The sequence below is a fragment of the Vibrio sp. QJM3NY_26 genome (genome assembly GCF_057786005.1).
The window spans coordinates 363,975-386,841 of sequence record NZ_CM173515.1; the positions used below are offsets into that span (position 1 = coordinate 363,975).

The 22,867-nt window shown below is 44.6% G+C and carries 20 protein-coding genes; 13 read left to right on the plus strand and 7 right to left on the minus strand.

Annotation, left to right across the window (positions count from 1 at the left end; genetic code table 11):
• Positions 1-69 precede the first annotated feature (69 nt).
• The gene (locus AC3CH4_RS01645) at positions 70-882 is read left to right on the plus strand and encodes a carbon-nitrogen hydrolase family protein (RefSeq protein ID WP_341635984.1); all 813 of its coding nucleotides are present in this window, start codon (positions 70-72) and stop codon (positions 880-882) included.
• A gap of 19 nt (positions 883-901) precedes the next feature.
• Positions 902-2,347 (plus strand): metalloprotease TldD, encoded by a 1,446-nt coding sequence (tldD, locus tag AC3CH4_RS01650; protein WP_171314871.1) that lies wholly within the window; start codon positions 902-904, stop codon positions 2,345-2,347.
• A gap of 149 nt (positions 2,348-2,496) precedes the next feature.
• Here tldD and AC3CH4_RS01655 read toward each other — a convergent pair whose 3' ends face one another.
• Complete coding sequence (locus tag AC3CH4_RS01655) at positions 2,497-3,876, minus strand: PhoH family protein (protein ID WP_004735919.1); 1,380 nt, start codon at positions 3,874-3,876, stop codon at positions 2,497-2,499.
• Positions 3,877-4,342: 466 nt separating this feature from the next.
• Here AC3CH4_RS01655 and rapA point away from each other — a divergent pair, with 466 nt between their 5' ends.
• Positions 4,343-7,252 carry an RNA polymerase-associated protein RapA gene (gene rapA, locus AC3CH4_RS01660; protein WP_488543206.1) on the plus strand — a complete coding sequence of 970 codons (2,910 nt, stop codon included), beginning with the start codon at positions 4,343-4,345 and terminating at the stop codon, positions 7,250-7,252.
• A 139-nt stretch (positions 7,253-7,391) separates the two neighbouring features.
• Here rapA and AC3CH4_RS01665 read toward each other — a convergent pair whose 3' ends face one another.
• Entirely contained in the window at positions 7,392-8,669 is a 1,278-nt protein-coding gene (locus tag AC3CH4_RS01665; RefSeq protein WP_488543207.1) for an NRAMP family divalent metal transporter, read from the minus strand.
• Positions 8,670-8,827: 158 nt separating this feature from the next.
• On the opposite strand from AC3CH4_RS01665, the gene rluA reads away from it, so the two are divergent.
• Positions 8,828-9,562: a bifunctional tRNA pseudouridine(32) synthase/23S rRNA pseudouridine(746) synthase RluA gene (rluA, locus tag AC3CH4_RS01670; RefSeq protein ID WP_474355898.1), complete on the plus strand. Its 735-nt coding sequence runs from the start codon at positions 8,828-8,830 to the stop codon at positions 9,560-9,562.
• Between the two features lie 34 nt (positions 9,563-9,596).
• Positions 9,597-10,559 (plus strand): D-2-hydroxyacid dehydrogenase, encoded by a 963-nt coding sequence (locus AC3CH4_RS01675; protein ID WP_171312733.1) that lies wholly within the window; start codon positions 9,597-9,599, stop codon positions 10,557-10,559.
• Positions 10,560-10,671: 112 nt separating this feature from the next.
• Here the strand turns inward: AC3CH4_RS01675 and AC3CH4_RS01680 are convergent, their stop codons facing one another.
• The 4 genes from AC3CH4_RS01680 to argR form a co-directional block, all read right to left on the minus strand.
• The gene (locus tag AC3CH4_RS01680) at positions 10,672-11,109 is read right to left on the minus strand and encodes a universal stress protein (RefSeq protein ID WP_004735912.1); all 438 of its coding nucleotides are present in this window, start codon (positions 11,107-11,109) and stop codon (positions 10,672-10,674) included.
• A 103-nt stretch (positions 11,110-11,212) separates the two neighbouring features.
• Positions 11,213-13,792: a TRAP transporter permease gene (locus tag AC3CH4_RS01685; RefSeq protein WP_017078820.1), complete on the minus strand. Its 2,580-nt coding sequence runs from the start codon at positions 13,790-13,792 to the stop codon at positions 11,213-11,215.
• A gap of 255 nt (positions 13,793-14,047) precedes the next feature.
• Positions 14,048-15,016 (minus strand): TAXI family TRAP transporter solute-binding subunit, encoded by a 969-nt coding sequence (locus tag AC3CH4_RS01690; RefSeq protein WP_004735910.1) that lies wholly within the window; start codon positions 15,014-15,016, stop codon positions 14,048-14,050.
• Between the two features lie 342 nt (positions 15,017-15,358).
• Positions 15,359-15,829: a transcriptional regulator ArgR gene (argR, locus tag AC3CH4_RS01695; protein ID WP_004735909.1), complete on the minus strand. Its 471-nt coding sequence runs from the start codon at positions 15,827-15,829 to the stop codon at positions 15,359-15,361.
• Positions 15,830-16,161: 332 nt separating this feature from the next.
• Here argR and mdh point away from each other — a divergent pair, with 332 nt between their 5' ends.
• Entirely contained in the window at positions 16,162-17,097 is a 936-nt protein-coding gene (gene mdh / locus AC3CH4_RS01700; RefSeq protein ID WP_102487784.1) for a malate dehydrogenase, read from the plus strand.
• A 124-nt stretch (positions 17,098-17,221) separates the two neighbouring features.
• On the plus strand, positions 17,222-17,413 hold the full coding sequence (locus tag AC3CH4_RS01705) for a hypothetical protein (protein ID WP_054547893.1): 192 nt from the start codon (positions 17,222-17,224) through the stop codon (positions 17,411-17,413).
• Between the two features lie 109 nt (positions 17,414-17,522).
• Here AC3CH4_RS01705 and ispB read toward each other — a convergent pair whose 3' ends face one another.
• The gene (gene ispB, locus AC3CH4_RS01710) at positions 17,523-18,494 is read right to left on the minus strand and encodes an octaprenyl diphosphate synthase (protein WP_004735906.1); all 972 of its coding nucleotides are present in this window, start codon (positions 18,492-18,494) and stop codon (positions 17,523-17,525) included.
• Between the two features lie 268 nt (positions 18,495-18,762).
• Here ispB and rplU point away from each other — a divergent pair, with 268 nt between their 5' ends.
• The 6 genes from rplU to folA all read left to right on the plus strand — a co-directional run bounded on the left by rplU (position 18,763) and on the right by folA (position 22,780).
• Positions 18,763-19,074 (plus strand): 50S ribosomal protein L21, encoded by a 312-nt coding sequence (rplU, locus tag AC3CH4_RS01715; RefSeq protein ID WP_004740823.1) that lies wholly within the window; start codon positions 18,763-18,765, stop codon positions 19,072-19,074.
• A gap of 19 nt (positions 19,075-19,093) precedes the next feature.
• The gene (gene rpmA / locus AC3CH4_RS01720) at positions 19,094-19,351 is read left to right on the plus strand and encodes a 50S ribosomal protein L27 (protein ID WP_004735905.1); all 258 of its coding nucleotides are present in this window, start codon (positions 19,094-19,096) and stop codon (positions 19,349-19,351) included.
• A 326-nt stretch (positions 19,352-19,677) separates the two neighbouring features.
• Positions 19,678-20,850, plus strand: coding sequence for an Obg family GTPase CgtA (gene cgtA / locus AC3CH4_RS01725; RefSeq protein WP_009847831.1), 1,173 nt, complete (start codon positions 19,678-19,680; stop codon positions 20,848-20,850).
• 169 nt (positions 20,851-21,019) lie between these two features.
• The gene (locus AC3CH4_RS01730) at positions 21,020-21,787 is read left to right on the plus strand and encodes a threonine/serine exporter family protein (RefSeq protein ID WP_114632943.1); all 768 of its coding nucleotides are present in this window, start codon (positions 21,020-21,022) and stop codon (positions 21,785-21,787) included.
• Positions 21,787-22,260, plus strand: a complete 474-nt coding sequence (locus AC3CH4_RS01735) for a threonine/serine exporter family protein (RefSeq protein WP_009847830.1) — start codon at positions 21,787-21,789, stop codon at positions 22,258-22,260. The genes AC3CH4_RS01730 and AC3CH4_RS01735 overlap by 1 nt, the downstream gene beginning before the upstream one ends.
• A gap of 40 nt (positions 22,261-22,300) precedes the next feature.
• Positions 22,301-22,780, plus strand: a complete 480-nt coding sequence (gene folA, locus AC3CH4_RS01740) for a type 3 dihydrofolate reductase (RefSeq protein WP_065207181.1) — start codon at positions 22,301-22,303, stop codon at positions 22,778-22,780.
• Positions 22,781-22,867: the final 87 nt, after the last annotated feature.

The following is a 22,867-nucleotide window of genomic DNA, read 5'->3' on the forward strand; positions in this document are numbered from 1 at the left end:
ACAAGCCAGTCGGTTAATATACGGTCAAATGCCGATTTCTGAATCATAATGAATAGAGGAGCGAGACACATGGATAGTGTTGGGTTGATTCAAATGACATCTGGCCCTAGCCCTGAATTGAACCTTGCTTACCTTGCTCAAGAAGTAGCAAAGTGCAAAGCGTTAGGGGCTAAGTGGGTTGTTTGCCCTGAAAACGCATTAGTTTTTGGTAGCAAAGCCGATTATCACCAGTATGCAGAGCCCTTAAATGATGGCCCATTACAGAAGAAACTGTCTGAGTTAGCTACGCTTCATCGAATCTGGATTATTGTCGGTAGCATGCCGATAAGTATGACTAAAGGCGTGACTACTACAACATTGGTGATTGATGATTTTGGCAGCTTAGTGGCTCATTACGACAAGCTACATATGTTTGATGTTGATGTGGCCGATGCGCATAAGTGTTATCGAGAGTCCGATATTTTCACTCCGGGTGACCGAGTTGTGACGACAGAAACGCCTTTTGGTCGCTTAGGTTTGAGTATTTGTTATGATGTGCGCTTTCCACACTTGTATTCAGAGTTACGTAAGCAAGGTGCGCAGATCATTATCGTTCCAGCGGCGTTTACAGCAGTGACTGGTCAAGCGCATTGGGAAGCCTTATTAAGGTGCCGTGCGATCGAAACACAATCGTGGATTGTCGCGGTAGGGCAAGGTGGCAAACATCCTTGCCAAAGAGAAACATGGGGACACTCAATGGTGGTTGATCCATGGGGACGAGTGGTCGCACAATTGGACCAAGAGCCTAAAAGTATGGTGGTTGAGATAGACACATCCAGTTGTGAGTCAATTAGGCAAAATATGCCAATAGCGCAACATTCTCGATTCACCAATCAATTTTAATTACAAACAAGAGCCATTTATGAGCATTAATCAAATTGAAGAAGCACTACTGAACCCGACAGGGCTTACGGAGCAAAATATCGCAGATACATTGGCGAGCATTGCTACCCGCCAAATTGATTATGCTGATATCTATTTCCAGTCAAGCTGGCATGAATCTTTGGTGCTAGAAGATAGCATCATTAAAGACGGTTCTTTCAACATCGACTGCGGTCTTGGTGTTCGAGCGGTATCTGGCGAAAAAACCGGTTTTGCGTACTCTGATCAAATCCAATTAGAGGGTCTGAAGCAAAGTGCGATTGCTGCTCGTGGTATTGCGAAGCAAGGTCAAAACGGCAAGGTTCACGCTTTCAAACGCAATTCGAACCAAGCTTACTATGACGCTGTTAATCCGCTAGCAAGCTGGGAAAAACAACAAAAAACAGAATTACTAAAAGCGCTTGATGCTTACATTCGTACCAAAGAGCCTATGGTTACTGAAGTATCAGTGAGTTTAAGCGGTGTGCATGAGCAGATGCTTGTTGCTGCTACTGACGGCACTTTCGCGGGTGATATTCGTCCGCTTGTTCGTTTGTCTATCAGCGTACTGGCACAAAAAGGCGATCGTCGTGAGCGCGGCAGTGCTGGCGGTGGCGGTCGTTTTGGTTACGACTTCTTCCTAAGCGATGCTAATGGCTCTCAGGTTGCTTACCAATTTGCTGATGAAGCAATCCGCCAAGCGTTAGTTAACCTTGAAGCGGTTGCTGCACCTGCTGGTGCAATGCCTGTCGTTCTTGGTTCGGGTTGGCCGGGCGTTCTTCTGCATGAAGCGGTAGGCCACGGTTTGGAAGGTGACTTCAACCGTAAAGAGTCTTCAGTATTTTCTGGCAAAGTGGGCGAGCAAGTCACATCAAGCCTATGTACGATTGTTGATGACGGTACATTAACGGATCTGCGTGGTTCATTGAACGTCGATGATGAAGGCGTTAATGGTCAGTACAACACACTAATCGAAAACGGCATCCTAAAAGGTTACATGCAAGATAAGCTTAATGCTCGTCTAATGGGTGTAGCGCCTACAGGTAATGGTCGTCGTGAGTCTTACGCGCACCTTCCTATGCCGCGCATGACAAACACTTACATGCTGCCGGGTGAACATACTCCTGAAGAGATTATCTCAACGGTTGAAAGAGGCATCTACGCGCCAAACTTCGGTGGCGGTCAGGTTGATATTACTTCTGGTAAGTTTGTGTTCTCCGCTTCTGAAGCGTACATGATTGAAAACGGTAAGATCACTCACCCAGTGAAAGGTGCAACGCTAATCGGTTCGGGTATCGAAGCGATGCAGCAAGTGTCTATGGTGGGTAACGACCTTAGCCTAGACCGTGGTGTTGGTGTGTGTGGTAAAGCCGGCCAAAGCGTTCCAGTCGGTGTTGGTCAACCAACATTGAAGCTAGACTCTCTTACAGTAGGTGGTACTGAGTAATTCAGGCTAACCCCGTTTGATTAGAGTTTCAGTTTCTTAGAAAATAGAAAATAGAAGTTAGAAGTTAGAAGTTAAAAGTTAAAAGTTAAAAGCGCCTCCAATGTGAGGCGCTTTTCTGTTTCTGGAGCGCTATTTACTAAACCGAACAGTTACATATTTTCTTCAGCAAACTCGGCCAGTCGGCTTCGTACCACACCATTGAGGTGAATATTGGCACTGCCTTCGAAGTCTTTAAAACGCTCGACCATGTAGGTTAAGCCTGAAGTCACAGGGGTTAAGTAGGATGAATCTATCTGAGCTAGGTTTCCTGAACAGACGATCTTAGTGCCTTCACCACAGCGGGTGATGATGGTTTTGATTTGTGAAGCGGTGAGGTTCTGACACTCATCCAAAAGGACAAAGGCATTTTGAATTGAGCGGCCTCGCATGAAGTTAATCGATTTGAACTGGATATTGGCTTTGTCACAGATGTACTTCATTGACCCTTCGGTGCAGTGATCGTTCTTGTGCAGAGCTTCCAGTGTATCGGTCACCGCCGCTAACCAAGGCAGCATTTTTTCTTCCTCAGTGCCGGGAAGGAACCCAATCGACTCACCGATATCGGGTGTGTTTCGGGTTACGATGATCTTATCGAATTGTTTGCGCTCTATGGTTTGTTCAAGTGCGGCAGCCATGGCTAACAGTGTTTTACCACTACCTGCTGCGCCGGTGAGAATCACCAGATCAATATCAGGGTCGAGCAGTGCATCAATCGCCATCCCTTGATAGACATTCTTAGGTGTAATGTCCCATGTCTTGCGGTTCATTAACCTTTCTCGACTGAGATCTCTCAGCGTAATGCGTTCGGCCTCAATCTCTTCTACACGACCAGCAAAGTCACTTTCTTCGTCAATCACATATTGGTTGAGGAAGGTTGGATCGAAAGGTGCTCTTGCTAGCGTGTGCAGCGTTTTTCCGCCTAAACTTCTACTCTCGACGTTATCGACGCCATCCCAGAATGAGCCTTCGAGTTGTTGAAAGCCTTTAGTGAGGTATTGGATGTCATCAATCAATTGGTCGGTTTGATAGTCTTCAACAAAGCGGACCCCAGCGCCTTTGGCTCGTAAGCGCATGTTGATGTCTTTAGTGATAAGAACCACTTCGCGTGGCGCGCGTTTGTTTTGAAGGTAGAGGACTGCGTTGAGGATTCGGTTATCGCCTGCCTTGTCATCGGCGAAGGCTTTGATGCTTTCTTGAAGTTCGTAATCAGCGAGTATTGAAATACTGCCAGATGCGTTTATGTCTTTAGAAAAAGGAATGCCTTCCGATATTTGGTCTGGTGTGGCTTCCCTGAACAAGTCTTCGAGCGTTCGAATCGCAATTCTCGCATCTCGAGCAACGTCTCTTTTACTGTCTTTGATTCTGTCGAGTTCTTCTAGCACCGTCATGGGGATAACGACATCGTGCTCTTGGAAAGAAAATATAGCGAAGGGTTCGTGAAGTAGGATATTAGTGTCTAAAACAAATAGCTTCCGGTTGGTCTCGCCCATAGCATCTCCTTGCCGACGTGCGGCTTGCCTTGCATTCATTGAACGTAGATAAAGCTCATATAAAGATTAGTATCTCATTCCGGTGATAGTCAACTACTCACCTAAACTTCATCTAGAGAAATATCGCCATATCGTTGTGAATGAATATGGTGTATTCGTTTGAGAGCAGCAATCTGCTACCTATAGATTACCCATGATTTTTTGACAGTTTGATTGCACTGGCGAAAACAGAAAAAAAGTATGAAATCATCTCCTTTAGGCGTGACCTAAATCACAGCATCGAGTAAGATTAGCGACCTTTTTCTGCACCATTTTCTCGAGATATTTATTATTAAGAGCGCACTTAAAAAGTGGCTGCAAACTAGGCATCTTTGGCTATATTTTTAGTTCAAGCGCGATAACGCTCTTGTTTAAAACTGCAGTTAACATGACCAAATTCCAACTATAAGATTGAGGTAGTCGATTCATGACATTTGCTTTGGGGCAACGCTGGATAAGCGATACGGAGAGCGATTTAGGTTTAGGTACCGTTGTAGCAATGGACGCTCGAACAGTGACAGTAATGTTTGCAGCATCAGAAGAGAATCGTGTCTATGCACGCACTGATGCTCCCGTAACCCGAGTAACGTTTAATGTTGGCGATGTCATCGAATGCCAAGAAGGTTGGTCTCTATCTGTCGAAGAAGTTATCGAAGATAAGGGGCTACTGACTTATTTGGGTACTCGTGAAGACACTCAAGAGACAGAGGTGACTCTGCGTGAAATATTCTTAAGCAACCAGATCCGCTTTAACAAACCACAAGATAAGCTGTACGCAGGTCAAATCGACCGTATGGATAACTTCGTACTGCGTTACCGTGCGTTAAGCAATCAATACCAGCAACATAAGAGCCCGATGCGTGGCTTGTGTGGTATGCGCGCTGGTTTGATTCCTCATCAGTTGTACATTGCTCATGAAGTGGGTCGTCGTCACGCTCCGCGCGTTTTACTAGCTGATGAAGTGGGTCTAGGTAAAACCATTGAAGCAGGCATGATCATTCACCAACAGGTGTTGTCTGGCCGTGCTGAACGCATTCTGATTGTGGTCCCTGAAACTCTGCAACACCAATGGTTAGTAGAGATGATGCGCCGTTTCAACCTGCACTTCTCTATCTTTGACGAAGAGCGTTGTATTGAAGCCTTCGCGGAGTCAGATAACCCATTTGATACACAGCAATACGTTCTGTGTTCTTTAGATTTCCTACGTAAGAGCCGTAAGCGCTACGAGCAAGCACTTGAAGGTGAGTGGGATTTGTTGGTTGTCGATGAAGCGCACCACCTTGAGTGGAGCCAAGATAAACCGAGCCGCGAATACCAAGTGGTTGAAGGATTAGCTGAAAATACTTCTGGCGTACTGCTACTGACAGCAACCCCTGAACAGCTGGGTCGTGAGAGTCACTTTGCACGTCTGCGTCTGCTTGACCCTGATCGCTTTTACGATTACGAAGCTTTCGTTGAAGAAGAGGACCAATATGCCCCTGTTGCTGATGCAGTAACGGCATTGTTCTCTGGCGTGAAGCTTGAAAACAGCGCAAAGAACCAGATCACAGAGCTTCTGTTTGAGCAAGATGTTGAGCCTCTGTTCCGTGTTATTGAAGGTGATAGCAGCGAAGAAGAGCAAGCCTTAGCTCGCCAAGAACTTATTGATAACCTTATGGATCGCCATGGTACTGGCCGTGTTCTTTTCAGAAACACGCGTGCTGCAATCAAAGGCTTCCCTAAGCGTAATGTAAACCTACTGCCGATGGACATTCCAACGCAGTACACAACCTCGATGCGTGTATCGGGCATGATCGGTGGCAAGATGGCACCAGAAGCTCGAGCGATGAAGATGTTGTACCCAGAAGAGATCTTCCAAGAGTTTGAAGGTGAAGACTCAAGCTGGTGGCAGTTCGATTCACGTGTGAACTGGTTGATTGAAAAGATCCAAGACAAGCGCAGCGAAAAGATCCTAGTGATTGCGTCGCGTGCGAGTACCGCTCTGCAATTGGAACAAGCTCTGCGTGAGCGTGAAGGTGTGCGTGCAACCGTATTCCATGAAGGCATGTCGATTTTAGAGCGTGATAAAGCGGCGGCTTACTTTGCTCAAGAAGAGGGTGGCGCTCAGGTTCTTATCTGTAGCGAAATCGGCTCTGAAGGTCGTAACTTCCAGTTTGCTAACCAGTTAGTGATGTTCGATTTGCCATTCAACCCAGACTTGCTTGAGCAACGTATTGGTCGTTTGGACCGTATCGGTCAGCTGCGTGATATCGACATTCACGTTCCTTACCTAAAAGGCACATCGCAAGCGATTCTAGCGCGTTGGTTCGATGAAGGTCTGAACGCATTTGCAGAGACGTGCCCTACAGGTCGCACGGTTTACGACAAGTACTCTGATGTTCTTATTGAGATGTTGGCTTCTGGTAACACTGAGCAACTTGATGAAGTGATTGAAGAATCAGCCAAGCTAAACCAAAGCCTGAAATCGGATCTAGAGAAAGGCCGAGATCGCCTACTAGAAATGCACTCAAATGGCGGCGAAAAAGCGCATGAGATTGCAGAAAAGATCGCGTCGACTGACGGTGATACTAATCTAGTGTCTTTTGCACTGAGTCTGTTCGATACCATTGGTTTGAACCAAGACGATAAGGGTGAAAATGCGCTAGTTGTGACGCCATCTGAGCACATGATGGTTCCAAGCTACCCAGGCCTACCTTATGAAGGTGCAACCATCACGTTTGATCGTGAAACTGCGCTGTCTCGTGAAGACATGAACTTCATTAGCTGGGAACACCCAATGATTCAGGGCGGTATTGATCTGCTATTGAGCGAAGGTGTGGGTGCGTCTGCGGTATCGCTATTGAAAAACAAAGCGTTACCTGTTGGTACTATCCTGCTTGAGCTGGTTTACCTTGTTGATGCACAAGCGCCAAAGCGCAGCGGTATCAGCCAGTTCTTACCTAAGACGCCGATTCGTTTGATGATGGATGGTCGTGGTAACGATTTATCTGCTCAGGTTGAGTTCGATAGCTTTAACCGTCAGCTAAGCCCTGTGAACCGTCACTTGGCAAGCAAGTTGGTGAATTCAGTACAGGGTGAAATTCACAAGCTAATTGAAGCTGGTGAGACGCATGTACTGCCGAAGGTTGAAGAAGTTCGTCAGCAAGCCCAGAAAGATATGCAAACCAACTTGAACGGTGAGCTAGAGCGTCTACAAGCGCTTAAAGCGGTGAACCCTAACATTCGTGATGAAGAGCTAGAAGTTATCGAAGCTCAAATCAATGAACTGACCGGTTACATCAGTAAAGCTCAGGTTCAGCTGGATTCGTTACGCTTGATTGTGGTTTCTCACAACTAAGCCAGAACTAGAATATCGCTAGCTTGACGCTTTAACGAAATAAGGCCTTCATCACGAAGGCCTTATTTGTATCTGTAGCTTGGTTAACAGTTTAGTTCAGAGTTCGGTTAGCAGTTTGGCTAATAATTTGGAGAGCTGATTACATCAACCATTTCCACCAAACGAACAGAGCTAAGAAGCCAAATAGGTAAACCAGACCTGCTACAGACAACCATTTTAGCTTAGTGCCAATCGCAAGCGCTTTAGGTAGCTCTGCTTTGCTCACCAAAATGAAATTCAGTAATGCGAAGAATGGGGTCGTGATAAAGGCGAGTATCATCGCGAAATCGAGCATTGGCATCAAGGCTGCACTAAAGAACATTACGATTGCTAGCGCAGCGATAGATACGATGATTACCCACCCTTGTAGCATTCTTGGGCTGCTCTCTTTTTTAAGCAGTAGACGCTGTGATTCAGCAAGTACGCGTGAGTAGCCATCGATAACGGTAATGGTACTGCCAAAAATACAGAAGAAGGCGACGATTGCGATCAGTGGACGAGACCATTCACCAATTGTTGAGGCGTAAATACCGACCAACTGATGAGTGAAGCCAACGCCAGAGCGAGACAATTCAACTCCTGAGCCGTGAAGTACCAGAGCACCTAAAGCAACGAATACCAATGCAAGCAATGCCGTACCAATGTAGCCTACATTGAAATCGAACAGTGCTGATTGAGCGGTCACGTCTTGTTTCTCTTTTTGGCTTTTTAGCCACATAGAAGTGATGCTTGAGATCTCGATAGGCGCAGGCATCCAACCCATAGTCACCACGATAAATCCGATAGCAGCCAATGACCAAGGTGATGGTGGCACAAAAGCGGCATCAGGTTCGACTGGAGAGCCAATAGCAATCGCAACAGCGGCTAGAGTGGTGATGGTCAGGACAGCCATGATCGCTTTAGATAGCGTATCGAGAGCACGATAATGACCTGCAAAAAGAATGATCAAACAGGTCGCTAAAACGATCATGCATAAGGTGCTGGTGGCTAAATCAAAAGGAATAAAGTAGCTAAGTAGGCTTGCACTGAATAACAGCAAGGCTGCGGTATTCACGACTGCGGAAATAGCACTCAGTATCGAAAAGATCACAAGGTATGGGCGGCCTAGGTTAGAGTAACCTTCCACCAAGCTTTGACCCGTTCCTAGTGTGTATTGGATACCGGCTCTGAAGAATGGGTACTTAAATATGTTTACGAGGATAATAAGCGCGGCTAGCTGCCAACCATAAATCGCACCAGCCTTGGTTGAGGCTACTAAGTGAGAGCCACCTACGGCTGCTGCGGCCATCATAATGCCTGGGCCAAGAGACTTAATTAAACTTGATAGGGGAGCTGAAGTTAGTGTTTTTGTGCTGGTGGTTTTAACCGTACTTTCCATCATTTTTCCTTTGATGCTGACTTCTTGTTATCCGTTACCCTATCAATACCATGTTTTGTAAGGTCGTCAACTTTTATGTACGGAAATGTTGAAAATTGTATTTATTAATAAACGAATCAACCGTAAATTATTTATTAACCAGTAATTAAGAGGCTTTAATGGCGTTAGAACAGTACACACCACCGTGTGAACCGTGGATTGATATTGTTTATCAAGATGACGATATTCTTGTGGTGAACAAGCCTGCAGGCCTACTTTCTGTTCCGGGAAGGTTGCCCGAGCATTACGACAGTATGTGGAGTCGGTTGGTTGTGGATTTTCCGGATATTCAGGTGGTGCATCGACTGGACATGTCGACATCGGGCTTGATGCTGCTCGCTAAACACAAACAAGCTGAGCGTCATTTGAAGAAGCAGTTTCAATATCGACTGACACACAAACTCTATTACGCGCGAGTATGGGGTTCAGTAGAAGAAGCAGAAGGTTTGATTGATCTGCCACTCATTTGTGATTGGCCAAATCGACCAAAACAAAAAGTGTGCTTCGAGGATGGCAAATCATCTCAGACTTGCTATGTGGTGGAGCAACAAGAGCCTCAAACGACATTATTGAAGTTGCTGCCGATCACTGGTCGCTCTCATCAGTTGCGTGTTCACTGCATGGAACTAGGGAATCCAATTGTGGGCGACGAGTTTTATGCAACGTCAGATGCATTTAACTATAGTGATAGGTTAGCTCTGCACGCGTGTGAGCTGAGCTTTTATCATCCGGCTAATAATCAGCTTTTCAAAGCCTTTGTTCCGTGTGAGTTTTACTCTCAAGCATCACCGCAAATTGAACAGCACTTTGAAATTGCGCCAGAGCTTCCAGACTACAGTAAGCTAAAAGCTTAGAATGGTTAAATCAATACCAATACAAGGACGTACAATGCCGAAGTTGAAAGTGGTCTTTCTTGACAGAGCCACCATCCCATCTCAAATTCATTTAAAACCTATCAGCTTTGAACATCAGTGGGTTGAGTATGATTTTACTTCGCCGGAGCAAGTGTCTGAACGAATTGAAGGCGCTGATGTGGTTATTACCAATAAGGTGGTGCTCAACGAATCGAATTTAGCTCAAGCACAACAGCTTAAGCTAATAGCCGTTTCAGCAACGGGTGTGAATAATGTCGATGTTGGCTACTGTAAGAGTAACAATATCGCAGTGACAAACGTGCAAGGTTACGCGACTCAATCGGTACCTGAGCATGTTATCGCGATGCTATTTGCGTTAAAGCGTAATCTCGTTGGTTACCATCAAGACATCGAAGCCGGCGAGTGGCAAAAGGATCAGCAATTCTGCTTCTTTACTCATCCGATTCAAGATGTTGCAGGCAGTACATTAGGCTTAATCGGTAGTGGTGGCTTAGGACGAGCAACGGCGGCATTGGCTAAAGCGATTGGTATGAATGTTATCTTTGCTGAGCGTAAAGGGGCTGACTCTTGTCGAGAAGGGTATCTGCCTTTTGATACAGTGTTACAACAAGCAGATGTACTCAGCTTACATTGCCCATTGACCAAAGCGACTCGAGACCTGATCTCAGAGCGAGAGCTAGCCATGATGAAACCAAATGCGGTGTTAGTTAATGCTGGCCGCGGTGGACTCGTGGATGAACAAGCCTTAGTTGAAGCTTTGAAAAATCAAGAGATTGCGGGCGCGGGTATGGATGTGTTCACACAAGAACCGGCTGACAACTCGAATCCATTACTGGCTAACAGTCATTTGCCAAATTTACTATTAACGCCACATGTAGCGTGGGGCAGTGATAGCTCAATTCAAAAGCTGTCTGATATCTTAATCGATAACATTGATGCCTTTGTTTCTGGTAAGCCGCAGAATCTCGTCAGTTAATTCGCAGTAAGCGGTTATACACTCAGCTTCATACATAAAAAAGGTTGGCTTTGAGGCCAACCTTTTTAGATGTTTTGTCTTTAGTTCGACTTAGCTTATCTGCCAGAAGCCATTAGCCTTGAGGTTTGATGACCAATACATTGATTGGTGAATTCTGTACGACTTTACTCGCCACTGAACCCAGTACCACTTTGTCGATTTTCGAGCGCTTATGACTAGGCATCACAATCAGGTCTGCCCCAAGCTTTTCTGCGTAATCTAGAATCGTTGTGTAGGTTTTACCTTCTGCAACGTGAACCTTATAAACCACTTCATCGTCGATGTACTTGTCTGCAAACTCTTTCAGCTGATTTTTCACATCGAGCTTCATTTGGTTTGCTGCATCTTTCGGGAAGTAAGACGCAACCATCGACATGTGAATGCCCGGCAATACGTTCAAGATGTGGATTTCAGCATTACTGTGCTTTGCGTGCCATACCGCTAATTCAACAGCTTTGTCAGAAAAGCCTTTGTCGTTAAGATCAACAGGAACAAGGATTTGTTTATACATGTGTTTTTCTCTTTTTTATCAGCGCTTAGTATTGACCAAACGCTGTGATTATCCTTTCCATGTAATAAAGCCAAATAGAGTGAGCACTACTTGGCTCTATCCATTACGCGCTAATCTCATCCTTACGAGCACGCCTTCTTTGGTTCATCGCTAAGCCAATTAGAATCAGTAGGGATGGTAAGAATACCCACTCTTTCATTGGTCTTTCTGCGTCTTGGATAACTGATTTAATTTCCCAATCAAAGTCAATGCCAGCCGCTTCTGCTGGGCTACCGAACTCAACCATGTCGACAATCATCTTGCCTTCAGATTTCGTCAGCATTAAGCCCATTGAAGCAATGCGGTCTTCACTTGTTGTCGCAGAATCTTCAAATGGAAGGCGAACCGTTTTCTCAGAATAGTCACCTTCTAAGTTTTCGCCACCCACTCTTAACTCAAGAGATTGTCCCACAGATAGACCTTCTGTGATTTGAGCGATCTCAACTCCAGGTGAAAGAACTTTCTCTGGATAAATCATGTCCCACCAGAAGCCAGGGCGGAAGAAAGAGAAAGTTAGAACCAATAATAGGATCGTTTCCCACCATTTGTTCTTGGTAAACCACCAACCTTGCGTTGCAGCGGCAAAGATAAGTACCGCAGTTACAGAAGAGAAAATAGTGAGGAATAGATGCCACCAAGAATCAATGCCCATCAACAGTAGTTGGGTATTGAAAATGAACATGAATGGCAAGATCGCGGTCCGAATATCGTAGGTAAAGCCTTGAATACCAGTACGGATCGGGTCTGATTTTGCAATCGCGGCGGCCGCAAAGGCTGCCAAGCCAACTGGAGGCGTATCATCGGCTAAGATACCGAAGTAGAACACGAACAAGTGAACCGCAATCAGAGGGATGATCAGGCCATGCGCCGCGCCTAAGGTAACAATTACCGGAGCCATCAGCGTTGATACAACGATGTAGTTTGCCGTTGTTGGTAAGCCCATACCTAGGATTAAGCTGATTACCGCAGTGAATAGCAGCATAAGAATGATGCTACCGCCTGAGATAAACTCAACGAAGTCCGTCATTACCAAGCCGATACCCGTCAGAGTCACCACGCCGACAACCGTACCCGCTGCAGCTGTTGCTACACCGATACCGATCATGTTGCGCGCGCCTGAAACCAAGCTCTCTAATAAGTCAACGAAACCGGCTTTAGTTTGTTCTGCAAGATCGTCCGATTTGTTCATCAGAGTCATCAAAGGACGCTGTGTGATCAAAATGAAGATCATGAATACCGTTGCCCAGAAGGCTGAAAGACCTGGAGAGAAACGTTCTACAGTTAGACACCAAACAAGAACCACGATAGGCAGTAGGAAGTGCAGGCCAGATTTAATGGTTGGGCCTGGATCGGGTACTTCTGTTAGCTCGGCATCGATGTCCATGCCACCTTCAGCGGCATATTTTGCTGATACTCGAACCAAGGCTACATAAGAGATCAATAGAGCAACGGTAACAATAGGTGTCGCTGCATCGCCAAAGACATCTTTCGTCCAGCCGACACCGTAGTAAACCGCAGCACTGATGACACATAGCCCAAGAATGGTACCAGTGAAAGACAGTAGGCTTTGTACGATAGTTGGTGTGTGGCGACGAGGTAGGCCAGTCATACCAGCTTTACATGCTTCTAAGTGAACAATGTAAATCAGGGCGATGTAAGAGATAAGAGCAGGCAATAGCGCTGCTTTAATCACTTCTACATACGAGATACCCACATATTCAACCATCAAGAATGCAGCAGCACCCATGATTGGTGGAGTTAATTGACCATTGGTTGAAGCGGCAACTTCTACAGCACCGGCTTTTTCACCTGAGAATCCGACTCTTTTCATGAGAGGGATCGTGAAAGTACCCGTGGTTACCACGTTAGCGATAGATGAACCAGACACAAGACCGGATAGGCCAGATGCAACAACGGCTGCTTTCGCTGGGCCGCCTTTCATGTGGCCAAGTAAAGAGAACGCAACCTTGATGAAGTAAGCGCCTGCGCCTGCGCGTTCTAGCATTGCACCAAACAGTACAAACAAGAATACGAATGACGTAGAGACGCCAAGAGCAACACCGAATACACCTTCAGTTGTTAGCCACAGATGCGACATTGCCTTGTTCAGGCTTGCACCTTTATGGGCGATAACGTCTGGCATGTGTGGACCGCCAAAGGTGTAAAGTAGGAATACTGCAGCCACAACCATAAGAGGTGGACCTAAAGCGCGTCGTGTTGCTTCAAGCAGTAGAACCATACCAAATACAGCAGCAACAATATCGAATGTTGTTGGTGCGCCTGAACGTTCAGCGAGTTGAGTATAGAAAATATAGATATAAGAAGCTGAAAAGCTACCAACCAGCGCTAATATCCAGTCGACCGCAGGAATTCTATCCCGAGGCGAATTTTTCATGGCTGGGTAAGCGGTAAAGGCTAGGAAGATGGCAAACGTAAGATGAATTGCTCGAGCTTCAGTGTCGTTTAAAATTGCGAAGTTAAAAATGAACGGCAGCGGAGATGCATACCAAAGTTGGAACAGTGACCAACATAGAGGCACAAACCATAAAATACGGCCTTGGATACCGCGAGGGCTACGCGCACCAGTGTCTGATTGTGCCACCATTTCTTGCACATCTGGAGACGGTGATGTTGTCTGCGTCATGTACTTTATCCTTATTATTGATGGTCTGCCTTTCTTACGAACAACGAGACGTTATTTATTTCCTATCTAGTGTAGCGAATGGATAGGGAAATGCGTTTTTTGTTCGTCTCTGTCTTAGGCTTGATACGAAGGTAAGTTCGCCAAATTGGAGAAACTTAAAGGTTTGTCTCTTTTCACTTGGGTTATTTTTATAAAACGTGAAAAGCCAATAAGGAGGACATGCCTCCTTATTGGTAGAGCAGGCTTAAAGTAGAATTACTTTAGAAGGCCTACTTCTTTGTAGTATTTTACTGCGCCAGGGTGAAGAGGGATTGAGATACCCGCTTTAACCATGTCTTCTTTCTTCAGGTTTGCAAATGCTGGGTGCAGGCGTTTGAATGTAGAGAAGTTTTCAAATACCGCTTTAGCAACGTTGTATGCGACTTCATCAGAAACGTCAGACGTTGTTACCATAGTTGCTGCAACACCGAAGCTGTTTACGTCAGCATCTGTACCACGGTACATGCCAGCTGGAACTGTGCTGTATGCGTAGTATGGGTTTTCAGCTACGATCTTGTCGATCTGTGGACCAGTTGCTGAAACTAGTTTTGCATCACAAGAAGTCGTTGCTTCTTTGATTGATCCGTTCGGGTGACCAACCATGTAGATGAATGCATCAATCTTGTTGTCACAAAGAGCTTGTGAACGCTCAGAACCTTTAAGTTCAGAAGCAAGCTTGAAGCTATCGTTAGTCCAACCCATAGCGTCCATTACAACACCCATGGTTGCACGGTCACCAGAGCCTGGGTTCCCAATGTTTACACGCTTACCTGCTAGGTCAGACACATTGTTGATACCAGCATCGGTACGAGCGATGATGTTGAACGGTTCTGTATGTAGAGAGAACATAGCGCGAAGTTTTTTGTATTCGCCCTGATCTTTAAATTTACTTGTACCGTTGTAGCCGTGGTATTGCCAGTCCGATTGAACAACACCGAAATCTAGTTCACCAGCACGGATGGTGTTAACGTTGTAGATCGAACCACCAGTAGATTCTACAGAACAACGAATGTTGTGGTCTTTGCGGCCTTTGTTCACTAGCTTACAAATAGCGCCACCAGTTGGGTAGTAAACACCCGTTACTGAACCAGTACCAATTGTGATGAACTCTTGAGCGTTAACTGCGCCAGCGCCCATTACAGCAGCTGCAATAGCCCCAACTTTAATAAGTTTGGTAAATGCCATGAATTTCCCTTCCTTTATTCATTATTAACCCTGAAACAAGTGTAGTCGTTTCTGGAGTTTCCTATTTGGAAACGGCACCTTTTTCAATCCATGTGATGAAAAAGTGGCTGAATAATATCAAAAATTGGCAGAAAATTACTCAAATGTTAAAAGATATAGCTAAAAAATCTAACAAATGACGCTTAGATCTTATGTTTGATTTGCTACTGAGTTTTTTAAAATCAATGGTTTAGTGGTGTTTGAGGAGGGGGTAATAGATATTCTAGGATGTGATTTGGATCACGAAGCGAATCGGTGTTCGTGATCCATTAATCAGGTTGATGGTTATGAAACAGTGACCAATTATCCTGCGTATTCAAACAGTTCGCACACAGAATCAAACAATTGCTTAGTGGTAACGGACAGGGTGGGAGTGATGAAGATAGTATCATCGCCTGCAACAACACCTAGTATACCTTCCGACTTACCCAGTGAGTCCAATAAACGAGCAATAAGTTGCGCCGCACCTGGGCCAGTGTGTATCACCACCAATGCATTGTTGTGGTCAATATCTAATACTAATTCTCTTAGAGAGCTAGAAACTGTCGGAACACCAAGTTCAGCAGGAAGACAGTAAACCATCTCCATTTTTGCATTACGAGTTCGAACAGCACCAAACTTGGTTAACATACGCGAAACTTTAGATTGGTTGATACTTTCAAAACCTTCATGTTTGAGGGCATCGACAATCTCGCCTTGCGAACCAAAACGTTCTTCTTTTAGTAATGATTTAAAAGCACGAACTAAGTTGTCTTGTTTTTCTGTATTGCGCATATGTCATTCTTATTCATTAACAAAGATGTTTGCATATTCTCGCATACATATTCAATTTTAGCTAAAATATCACGGCAATTTGTTAGTCATATCACTGTAAAAATTTAATAGAATAATGTGTTATTAGTGTCGACTTATTTTGTTATTTCAGTCGATTATCGCCATAATGCGAACTTGCTGTGTAGCACGGTTTTATTGACTTGCGCGAAGTCGCAAAGCTGGCGTTAATTGATTGTAATCACTTTGTGATTAATATATTTTTTTAACGATAATTTAGCTCAAGAACTACCCTACCAAGAATTTATAAGAGAAAGCTCTCAAGGAGAATAACAATGAAAGTAGCTGTTATTGGTGCCGCTGGTGGCATCGGTCAAGCCCTAGCCCTACTACTAAAGAACCGCCTGCCTGCTGGTTCAGATCTTGCACTTTACGACATCGCTCCGGTAACTCCGGGTGTTGCTGCCGATCTTAGCCATATCCCAACACCTGTTTCGATCAAAGGTTACGCGGGTGAAGATCCAACACCAGCACTAGAAGGTGCGGATGTTGTGCTTATTTCTGCGGGTGTTGCTCGTAAGCCTGGTATGGATCGTGCGGATCTTTTCAATGTGAACGCTGGCATTGTTAAGTCTCTTGCAGAGAAAATCGCAGTTACTTGTCCTACTGCTTGTGTTGGTATCATCACTAACCCAGTAAATACAACAGTACCAATCGCTGCTGAAGTACTTAAGAAAGCGGGCGTTTACGACAAGCGTCGTTTATTCGGTATTACTACTCTTGATGTTATTCGTTCTGAAACGTTTGTTGCTGAGCTGAAAGATAAAGATCCAAGCAACATCCGTGTTCCTGTTATCGGCGGTCACTCAGGTGTAACGATCCTTCCTCTACTTTCTCAAGTTGAAGGCGTAGAGTTTACTGATGAAGAAATCGCAGCGCTAACAACTCGTATCCAAAATGCGGGTACTGAAGTAGTAGAAGCTAAAGCTGGCGGCGGCAGTGCAACACTATCGATGGGTCAAGCGGCTTGTCGCTTCGGTCTTGCTCTAGTGAAAGCGCTTCAAGGCGAAGAGAACGTAATTGAATGTGCATACGTTGAAGGTGAAGGCGAGCACGCACCGTTCTTTGCACAGCCAGTTAAGCTAGGCAAAGAGGGCGCAGAAGCGATTCTTAGCTACGGTGAACTGAGCGACTTCGAACGTAATGCTTTAGATAGCATGCTTGAAACGCTAAATGGCGATATTGAGATCGGTGTTGAATTCGCTAAATAAGCGGGACACCATTTAACTCAGCCAAAAGATAGTTAATAAGAGCCGATCATTATGATCGGCTTTTTTGATCCTAAAATTCAAGTTGCTCGTATCTGTCTATATAACCAAGGTCGAGGTAAAGTTTATGGCTACTGTTGAAAAGGGTATGAATGTCCACTATTTGGGGCGCTTAGGAAAAATATTGGTCATTGATGAGCAAGAGCAGTACGCCTTGGTAGAGACTTACAATGGGCATGAGCAATACGCAGTGCCAATGGAAGAACTTGAAGAAATTGAAGTACAACTGCCGCTGTCATTAGAAGCGAGCCGATATTGAATTTGATTCTCTTACAAATATTTGTTCAAAACTAAAAAAGAGCCCTGAGGCCCTTTTTTGTTATTTATATAGAAGCTAGAAGCTAGAAGCGAGTTGTCTATTAACCTGCTTACTTGCTACGTTTAACAGCTAAGTGTGCGAGCGTGGTTAGCGCTTGCTTATATTCTGAATCAGGAAGTACAGAAAGCTCAGCAATCGCTTTATCTGCTTCTTCATAGGCTTTATTTGTTGTGTACTCTAACGAGCCTGTCTCTTTCATCACAGCCATAATGTCGTCGAGACGCTCCATACCATTGGCTTTTTCAATCGCTTCTCGAATCATACTGGTTTGTTCAGGAGAACCATTATGCATTGCGTAAAGTAGAGGCAGTGTTGGTTTGCCTTCTGCAAGATCGTCACCAACGTTCTTACCCATCTCTTTACCATCAGCAGTGTAATCCATCACATCATCAATCAATTGGAATGCAGTGCCTAGGTATTTACCGTAGTTTTGCATAGCCGTTTCGATTTCAGGTGATGATTCGCTAAGAATTGCACCGATTTGCGTTGCAGCTTCAAACAAGCGAGCGGTCTTCGAGTAGATGACCTGCATGTAACTTTCTTCTGTGGTGTCTGGGTTATTACAGTTCATTAATTGTTGAACTTCACCCTCGGCAATCACGTTAACTGCTTCACTCATTAACTCAAGGATCTTTAAGGATCCTAGCGTTGTCATCATCTGGAACGAGCGAGTGTAGATAAAGTCACCCACCAAAACGCTAGCGGCATTACCAAAAGCTGCGTTGGCTGTCGCTTTACCGCGTCTCATGTCCGACTCGTCGACGACATCATCATGGAGAAGGGTTGCGGTGTGAATAAACTCGATAAAAGCTGCAGAGGTGATATGAGCTTCACCTTGATAACCAAGTGCACGAGCAGATAAAAGAGCAAGCAAAGGACGTAGGCGTTTGCCACCACCGCTAACGATATAAAAACCAAGCTGGTTGATTAAACTTACGTCAGAATTAAGTTGGGCTTGAATTGTTTCATTCACTTTTGCCATATCATTGGCAGTAAGCGTTTGGATAGCTTTAAAATCCATTGTTCATCCGGCTGAAGTTAGACCCTGTAAGGCTTATACGTTGTATATAATTGTTGAATAATACACTAAAAAACGTTGATTAATACATCACTTAAAGGCATCATTGCCGCACTTTTCTTTGGCGAACATGTTTTCGCCAATATTTTAAAAATATGGCTTGTCATAGCGGCATGATTCCCGTAGAATCTGCGCCCTATTGATTAGTTTAGCGCACACCCGAGTTGTAGAATTAACAACCATAGGCTGTGCGGAAAAAGCGGAGTAAAATATGTACGCTGTTTTCCAATCTGGTGGCAAACAACACCGAGTAAGCGAAGGTCAAACACTTCGTTTAGAGAAATTAGACGTTGAAACTGGTGCAACTGTAGAATTTGATAAAGTTCTTCTTGTTGCTAACGGCGAAGAAATCGCTGTTGGTGCACCTCTTGTTGAAGGTGGCAAAGTTACTGCAGAAGTAGTACAACACGGTCGTGGCGATAAAGTAAAAATCGTTAAGTTCCGTCGTCGTAAGCACTCGCGTAAGCAAGCTGGTCACCGTCAGTGGTTCACAGAAGTGAAAATCACTGGCATTAACGCTTAAGTATTAGGAGAGTTTAACAATGGCACATAAAAAAGCTGGCGGTTCTACTAATAACGGCCGCGATTCAGAAAGCAAACGTCTTGGTGTTAAGCGTTTTGGTGGTGAATCTGTTCTTGCAGGTAACATCATCGTTCGTCAACGTGGTACTAAGTTCCACGCTGGCACAAACGTTGGCATCGGTAAAGACCATACTCTTTTCGCTCTTACTGAAGGTAAAGTGAAATTTGCAGTAAAAGGTCCTAAAAACCGTAAGTTTGTAAGCATCGAAGCTGAGTAATTTAATCTTTTATTAGATTATTTATACTAGCTTTCAAGCTGAATTCAAAAGCCCTGCCGATTCGGCAGGGTTTTTTATTTATAGCGAGAATAAAAAAGTAGACGCTCTTGTTTTGGTTTTGATAAGCCGTTCTATTTTTGAAAAACAGTTTGGTTTTATTAAGAAGCCGTTTGTTTTTTAAGATACAGAAAGCAAAGAACCTCTCCTTATTTGTTCCTTGGTTGCAGATCGATCTAGATCTTAGGTGATCGATCTAAACACGGATCTGCTAGAATTTATATCACTCCTTGATGAGTGGTAACGCAACGTAAGTGCGGAGTTAAAAAATGAAATTCGTTGATGAAGCATCAGTAAAAATAGAAGCCGGTGATGGCGGTAATGGTACAGTAAGCTTTTGGCGCGAAAAATTCGTCGCTAAAGGTGGTCCTGACGGCGGTGATGGCGGTGATGGCGGTGATGTTTACATTCAAGCGGATGAAAACTTAAACACACTGATCGATTACCGTTTCCAACGTTTTTACAATGCTGAGCGTGGCGAAAATGGCCGCGGTGGTAACTGTACTGGTAAACGTGGTAAAGATATGACGATGAAAGTACCGGTAGGTACTCGCGCTGTTGATATCCACACGAATGAAATCGTTGCTGAAGTTGCTGAGCATGGCAAGAAAGTTATGGTTGGTAAAGGTGGTTGGCACGGTCTTGGTAACACGCGCTTTAAGTCGTCTGTTAACCGTGCTCCTCGTCAAAAGACAATGGGTACTAAAGGTGAAGTTCGCGAACTACGTTTAGAGCTTCTTCTGCTAGCGGATGTTGGTATGCTTGGTTTGCCAAACGCTGGTAAATCTACGTTTATTCGCTCAGTATCTGCTGCGAAACCAAAAGTGGCTGATTACCCGTTTACGACGCTAATCCCTAGCTTAGGTGTGGTAAGTGTTGTCCCTGAGAAGAGTTTCGTAGTTGCCGATATCCCTGGCTTGATCGAAGGCGCAGCTGATGGCGCTGGTCTTGGTATTCGTTTCTTGAAGCACCTTGAGCGTTGTCGCGTTCTTCTGCATATGATCGATATTTTGCCGATCGATGGTTCTGATCCTATTCAGAATGCACTGACGATCATCGATGAGCTTGAGCAATACAGTGAGAAAGTTGCACAGAAACCTCGTTGGTTAGTATTCAATAAAGTTGACCTAATGCCTGAAGAAGAAGCTGACGAAAAGATTCAAGAAATCGTTGAAGCTTTGGGTTGGGAAGGCGAGTACTTCAAGATCTCTGCTGTAAACAAGATCGGTACCAAAGATCTTTGCTTTAAACTGGGTGAGTTCATGGAGAACCTACCTCGTGAAGTTGAAGCAATTGAAGAAGAAGAAAAAGTTAACTTTATGTGGGATGACTACCATAAAGATGCGATGGCCGGTAAGAATGTCGTTACTGAAGATGACGACGACTGGGATGATTGGGATGACGAAGAAGATGACGGTCATGTTATCTATGTTCGTGATTAATAATCCTCGTAGTTTCTTATAAGCACTTTGGTCGCTTTTTCTAAGATACGCTGATAGTTTTATTAAACCGCAATGAAAATTGCGGTTTTTTTGTATCTAAATCATGACGTCTTGCTGTTTTTTATGCAAAATTTATCTTTAGATAATTAACGCCTATGGGAAGGAAATCATGGCATCAAAACAAAGAGCGATCTCAAGGTTAGTCGCTCAATCAGGACAAATGTTATTAGCTCATGGCGCCGAGAGCACATTGGTCGGTGACATTATGCGCCGCATCGGTATTGCTTGTGGGGTGAATGAGGTTGAAGTTGCACTGTCAGCCAATGCGTTGGTTGTGACAACAGTAATGGATGATCATTGCATAACGACGACTCGAAGTTGCGCTGATCGTGGCATTAATATGCAGGTGATAACCGAGATTCAACGCGTGTGTATCATGATGGAGAAAGGGATTCTAGATTATGATTTAGCTTATAATAAGATCCAAGGGATCAGTCCTGAACGCTACAACCGTTGGTTAGTTGTCGTAATGATAGGGCTATCGTGTGCTTCTTTTAGCCGTCTTGCTGGCGGAGATTGGCATGTCTTTATGATGACGTTTATAGCTTCGGCTTGCGGTATGATTGTGAGACAAGAGATCGGTCATCGTCATTTCAATCCGTTATTAAATTTCGCTATTACCGCTTTTGTCACCACCACCATCTCAGCTCAGGCGGTGCTCTACAATATTGGAGGTCAGCCCACCATCGTGATGGCTTCGTCAGTATTGATGCTAGTGCCCGGTTTTCCTTTGATTAACTCTGTAGCAGATATGCTTAAAGGCCACATTAATATGGGGTTAGCGCGTTTTACCATGGCCAGTCTATTAACTCTAGCGACAAGCTTAGGTATTGTCGCAGCGATGAGCCTATCTGACGTATGGGGGTGGGTGAACTGATGACTATTTTTGAACTTTTTGTTGGGTTACTCAACGACATGTTTTTTGCTGCGATTCCTGCGGTTGGTTTTGCATTGGTGTTTAACGTCCCGCAACGAGCGTTAATTTATTGTGCGCTGGGAGGTTCCATTGGTCACGGTAGCCGTTATTTGATGATGCACTTTGGTATTCCTATTGAATGGGCGACGTTCTTTGCTGCTACATTGGTAGGCATGATAGGGGTGCATTGGTCGCATAAATTGTTAGCACACCCGAAAGTATTTACGGTTGCAGCCTTGATTCCGATGGTCCCTGGCGTGTTTGCCTTTAAGGCGATGATTGCCATGGTTGAGATTAACCGAGCCGGATACAACCCAGAACTATTGGCATTGTTGATGGAGAACTTTTTAAAATCGATGTTCATTATCGCAGGGCTTGCGGTTGGCTTAGCAGTACCTGGGCTGTTATTCTACCGTCGTAGACCTATCGTCTAGCTTCAACTTCATTTTCAAGTAAGGACAGGACTTTCGATTTATGATCATCAGCATGATAGCGGCAATGGCGAACAACCGTGTAATTGGTAAAGACAATCAGATGCCTTGGCATTTACCTGCAGACTTCGCATGGTTTAAACGTTCAACGATGGGCAAACCTGTCGTGATGGGACGTAAGACTTACGATTCAATTGGACGTCCTTTACCGGGGAGGCTGAACGTTGTAATCAGCCGTGACGAGAGTTTAGAAATCGAAGGTGTAACGACGGTAACTTCGATTGAAAAAGCACTAGAGCTGGTTAGTGATGTTGATGAAGTGATGATCATCGGTGGTGGTTCAATCTATGAAACCTGCTTACCAAGAGCGAACAAGTTATACCTGACTTATATCGATTTTGATGTGGATGGTGATACTCAATTCCCAGACTGGGGAGAAGGTTGGAAGCAGAGCTTTAATGATACTTATCAAGCGGATGAGAAAAACAAGCACGATATGGAGTTTGTGGTTCTCGAGCGTTAACGGTGGTTATTAAGAGTTAGGCTCTGAAAATGCTTGCGTTACTGTGCACAGCTAGCGCAAGCTTCTCGTATCTCGTATCTCGTATCT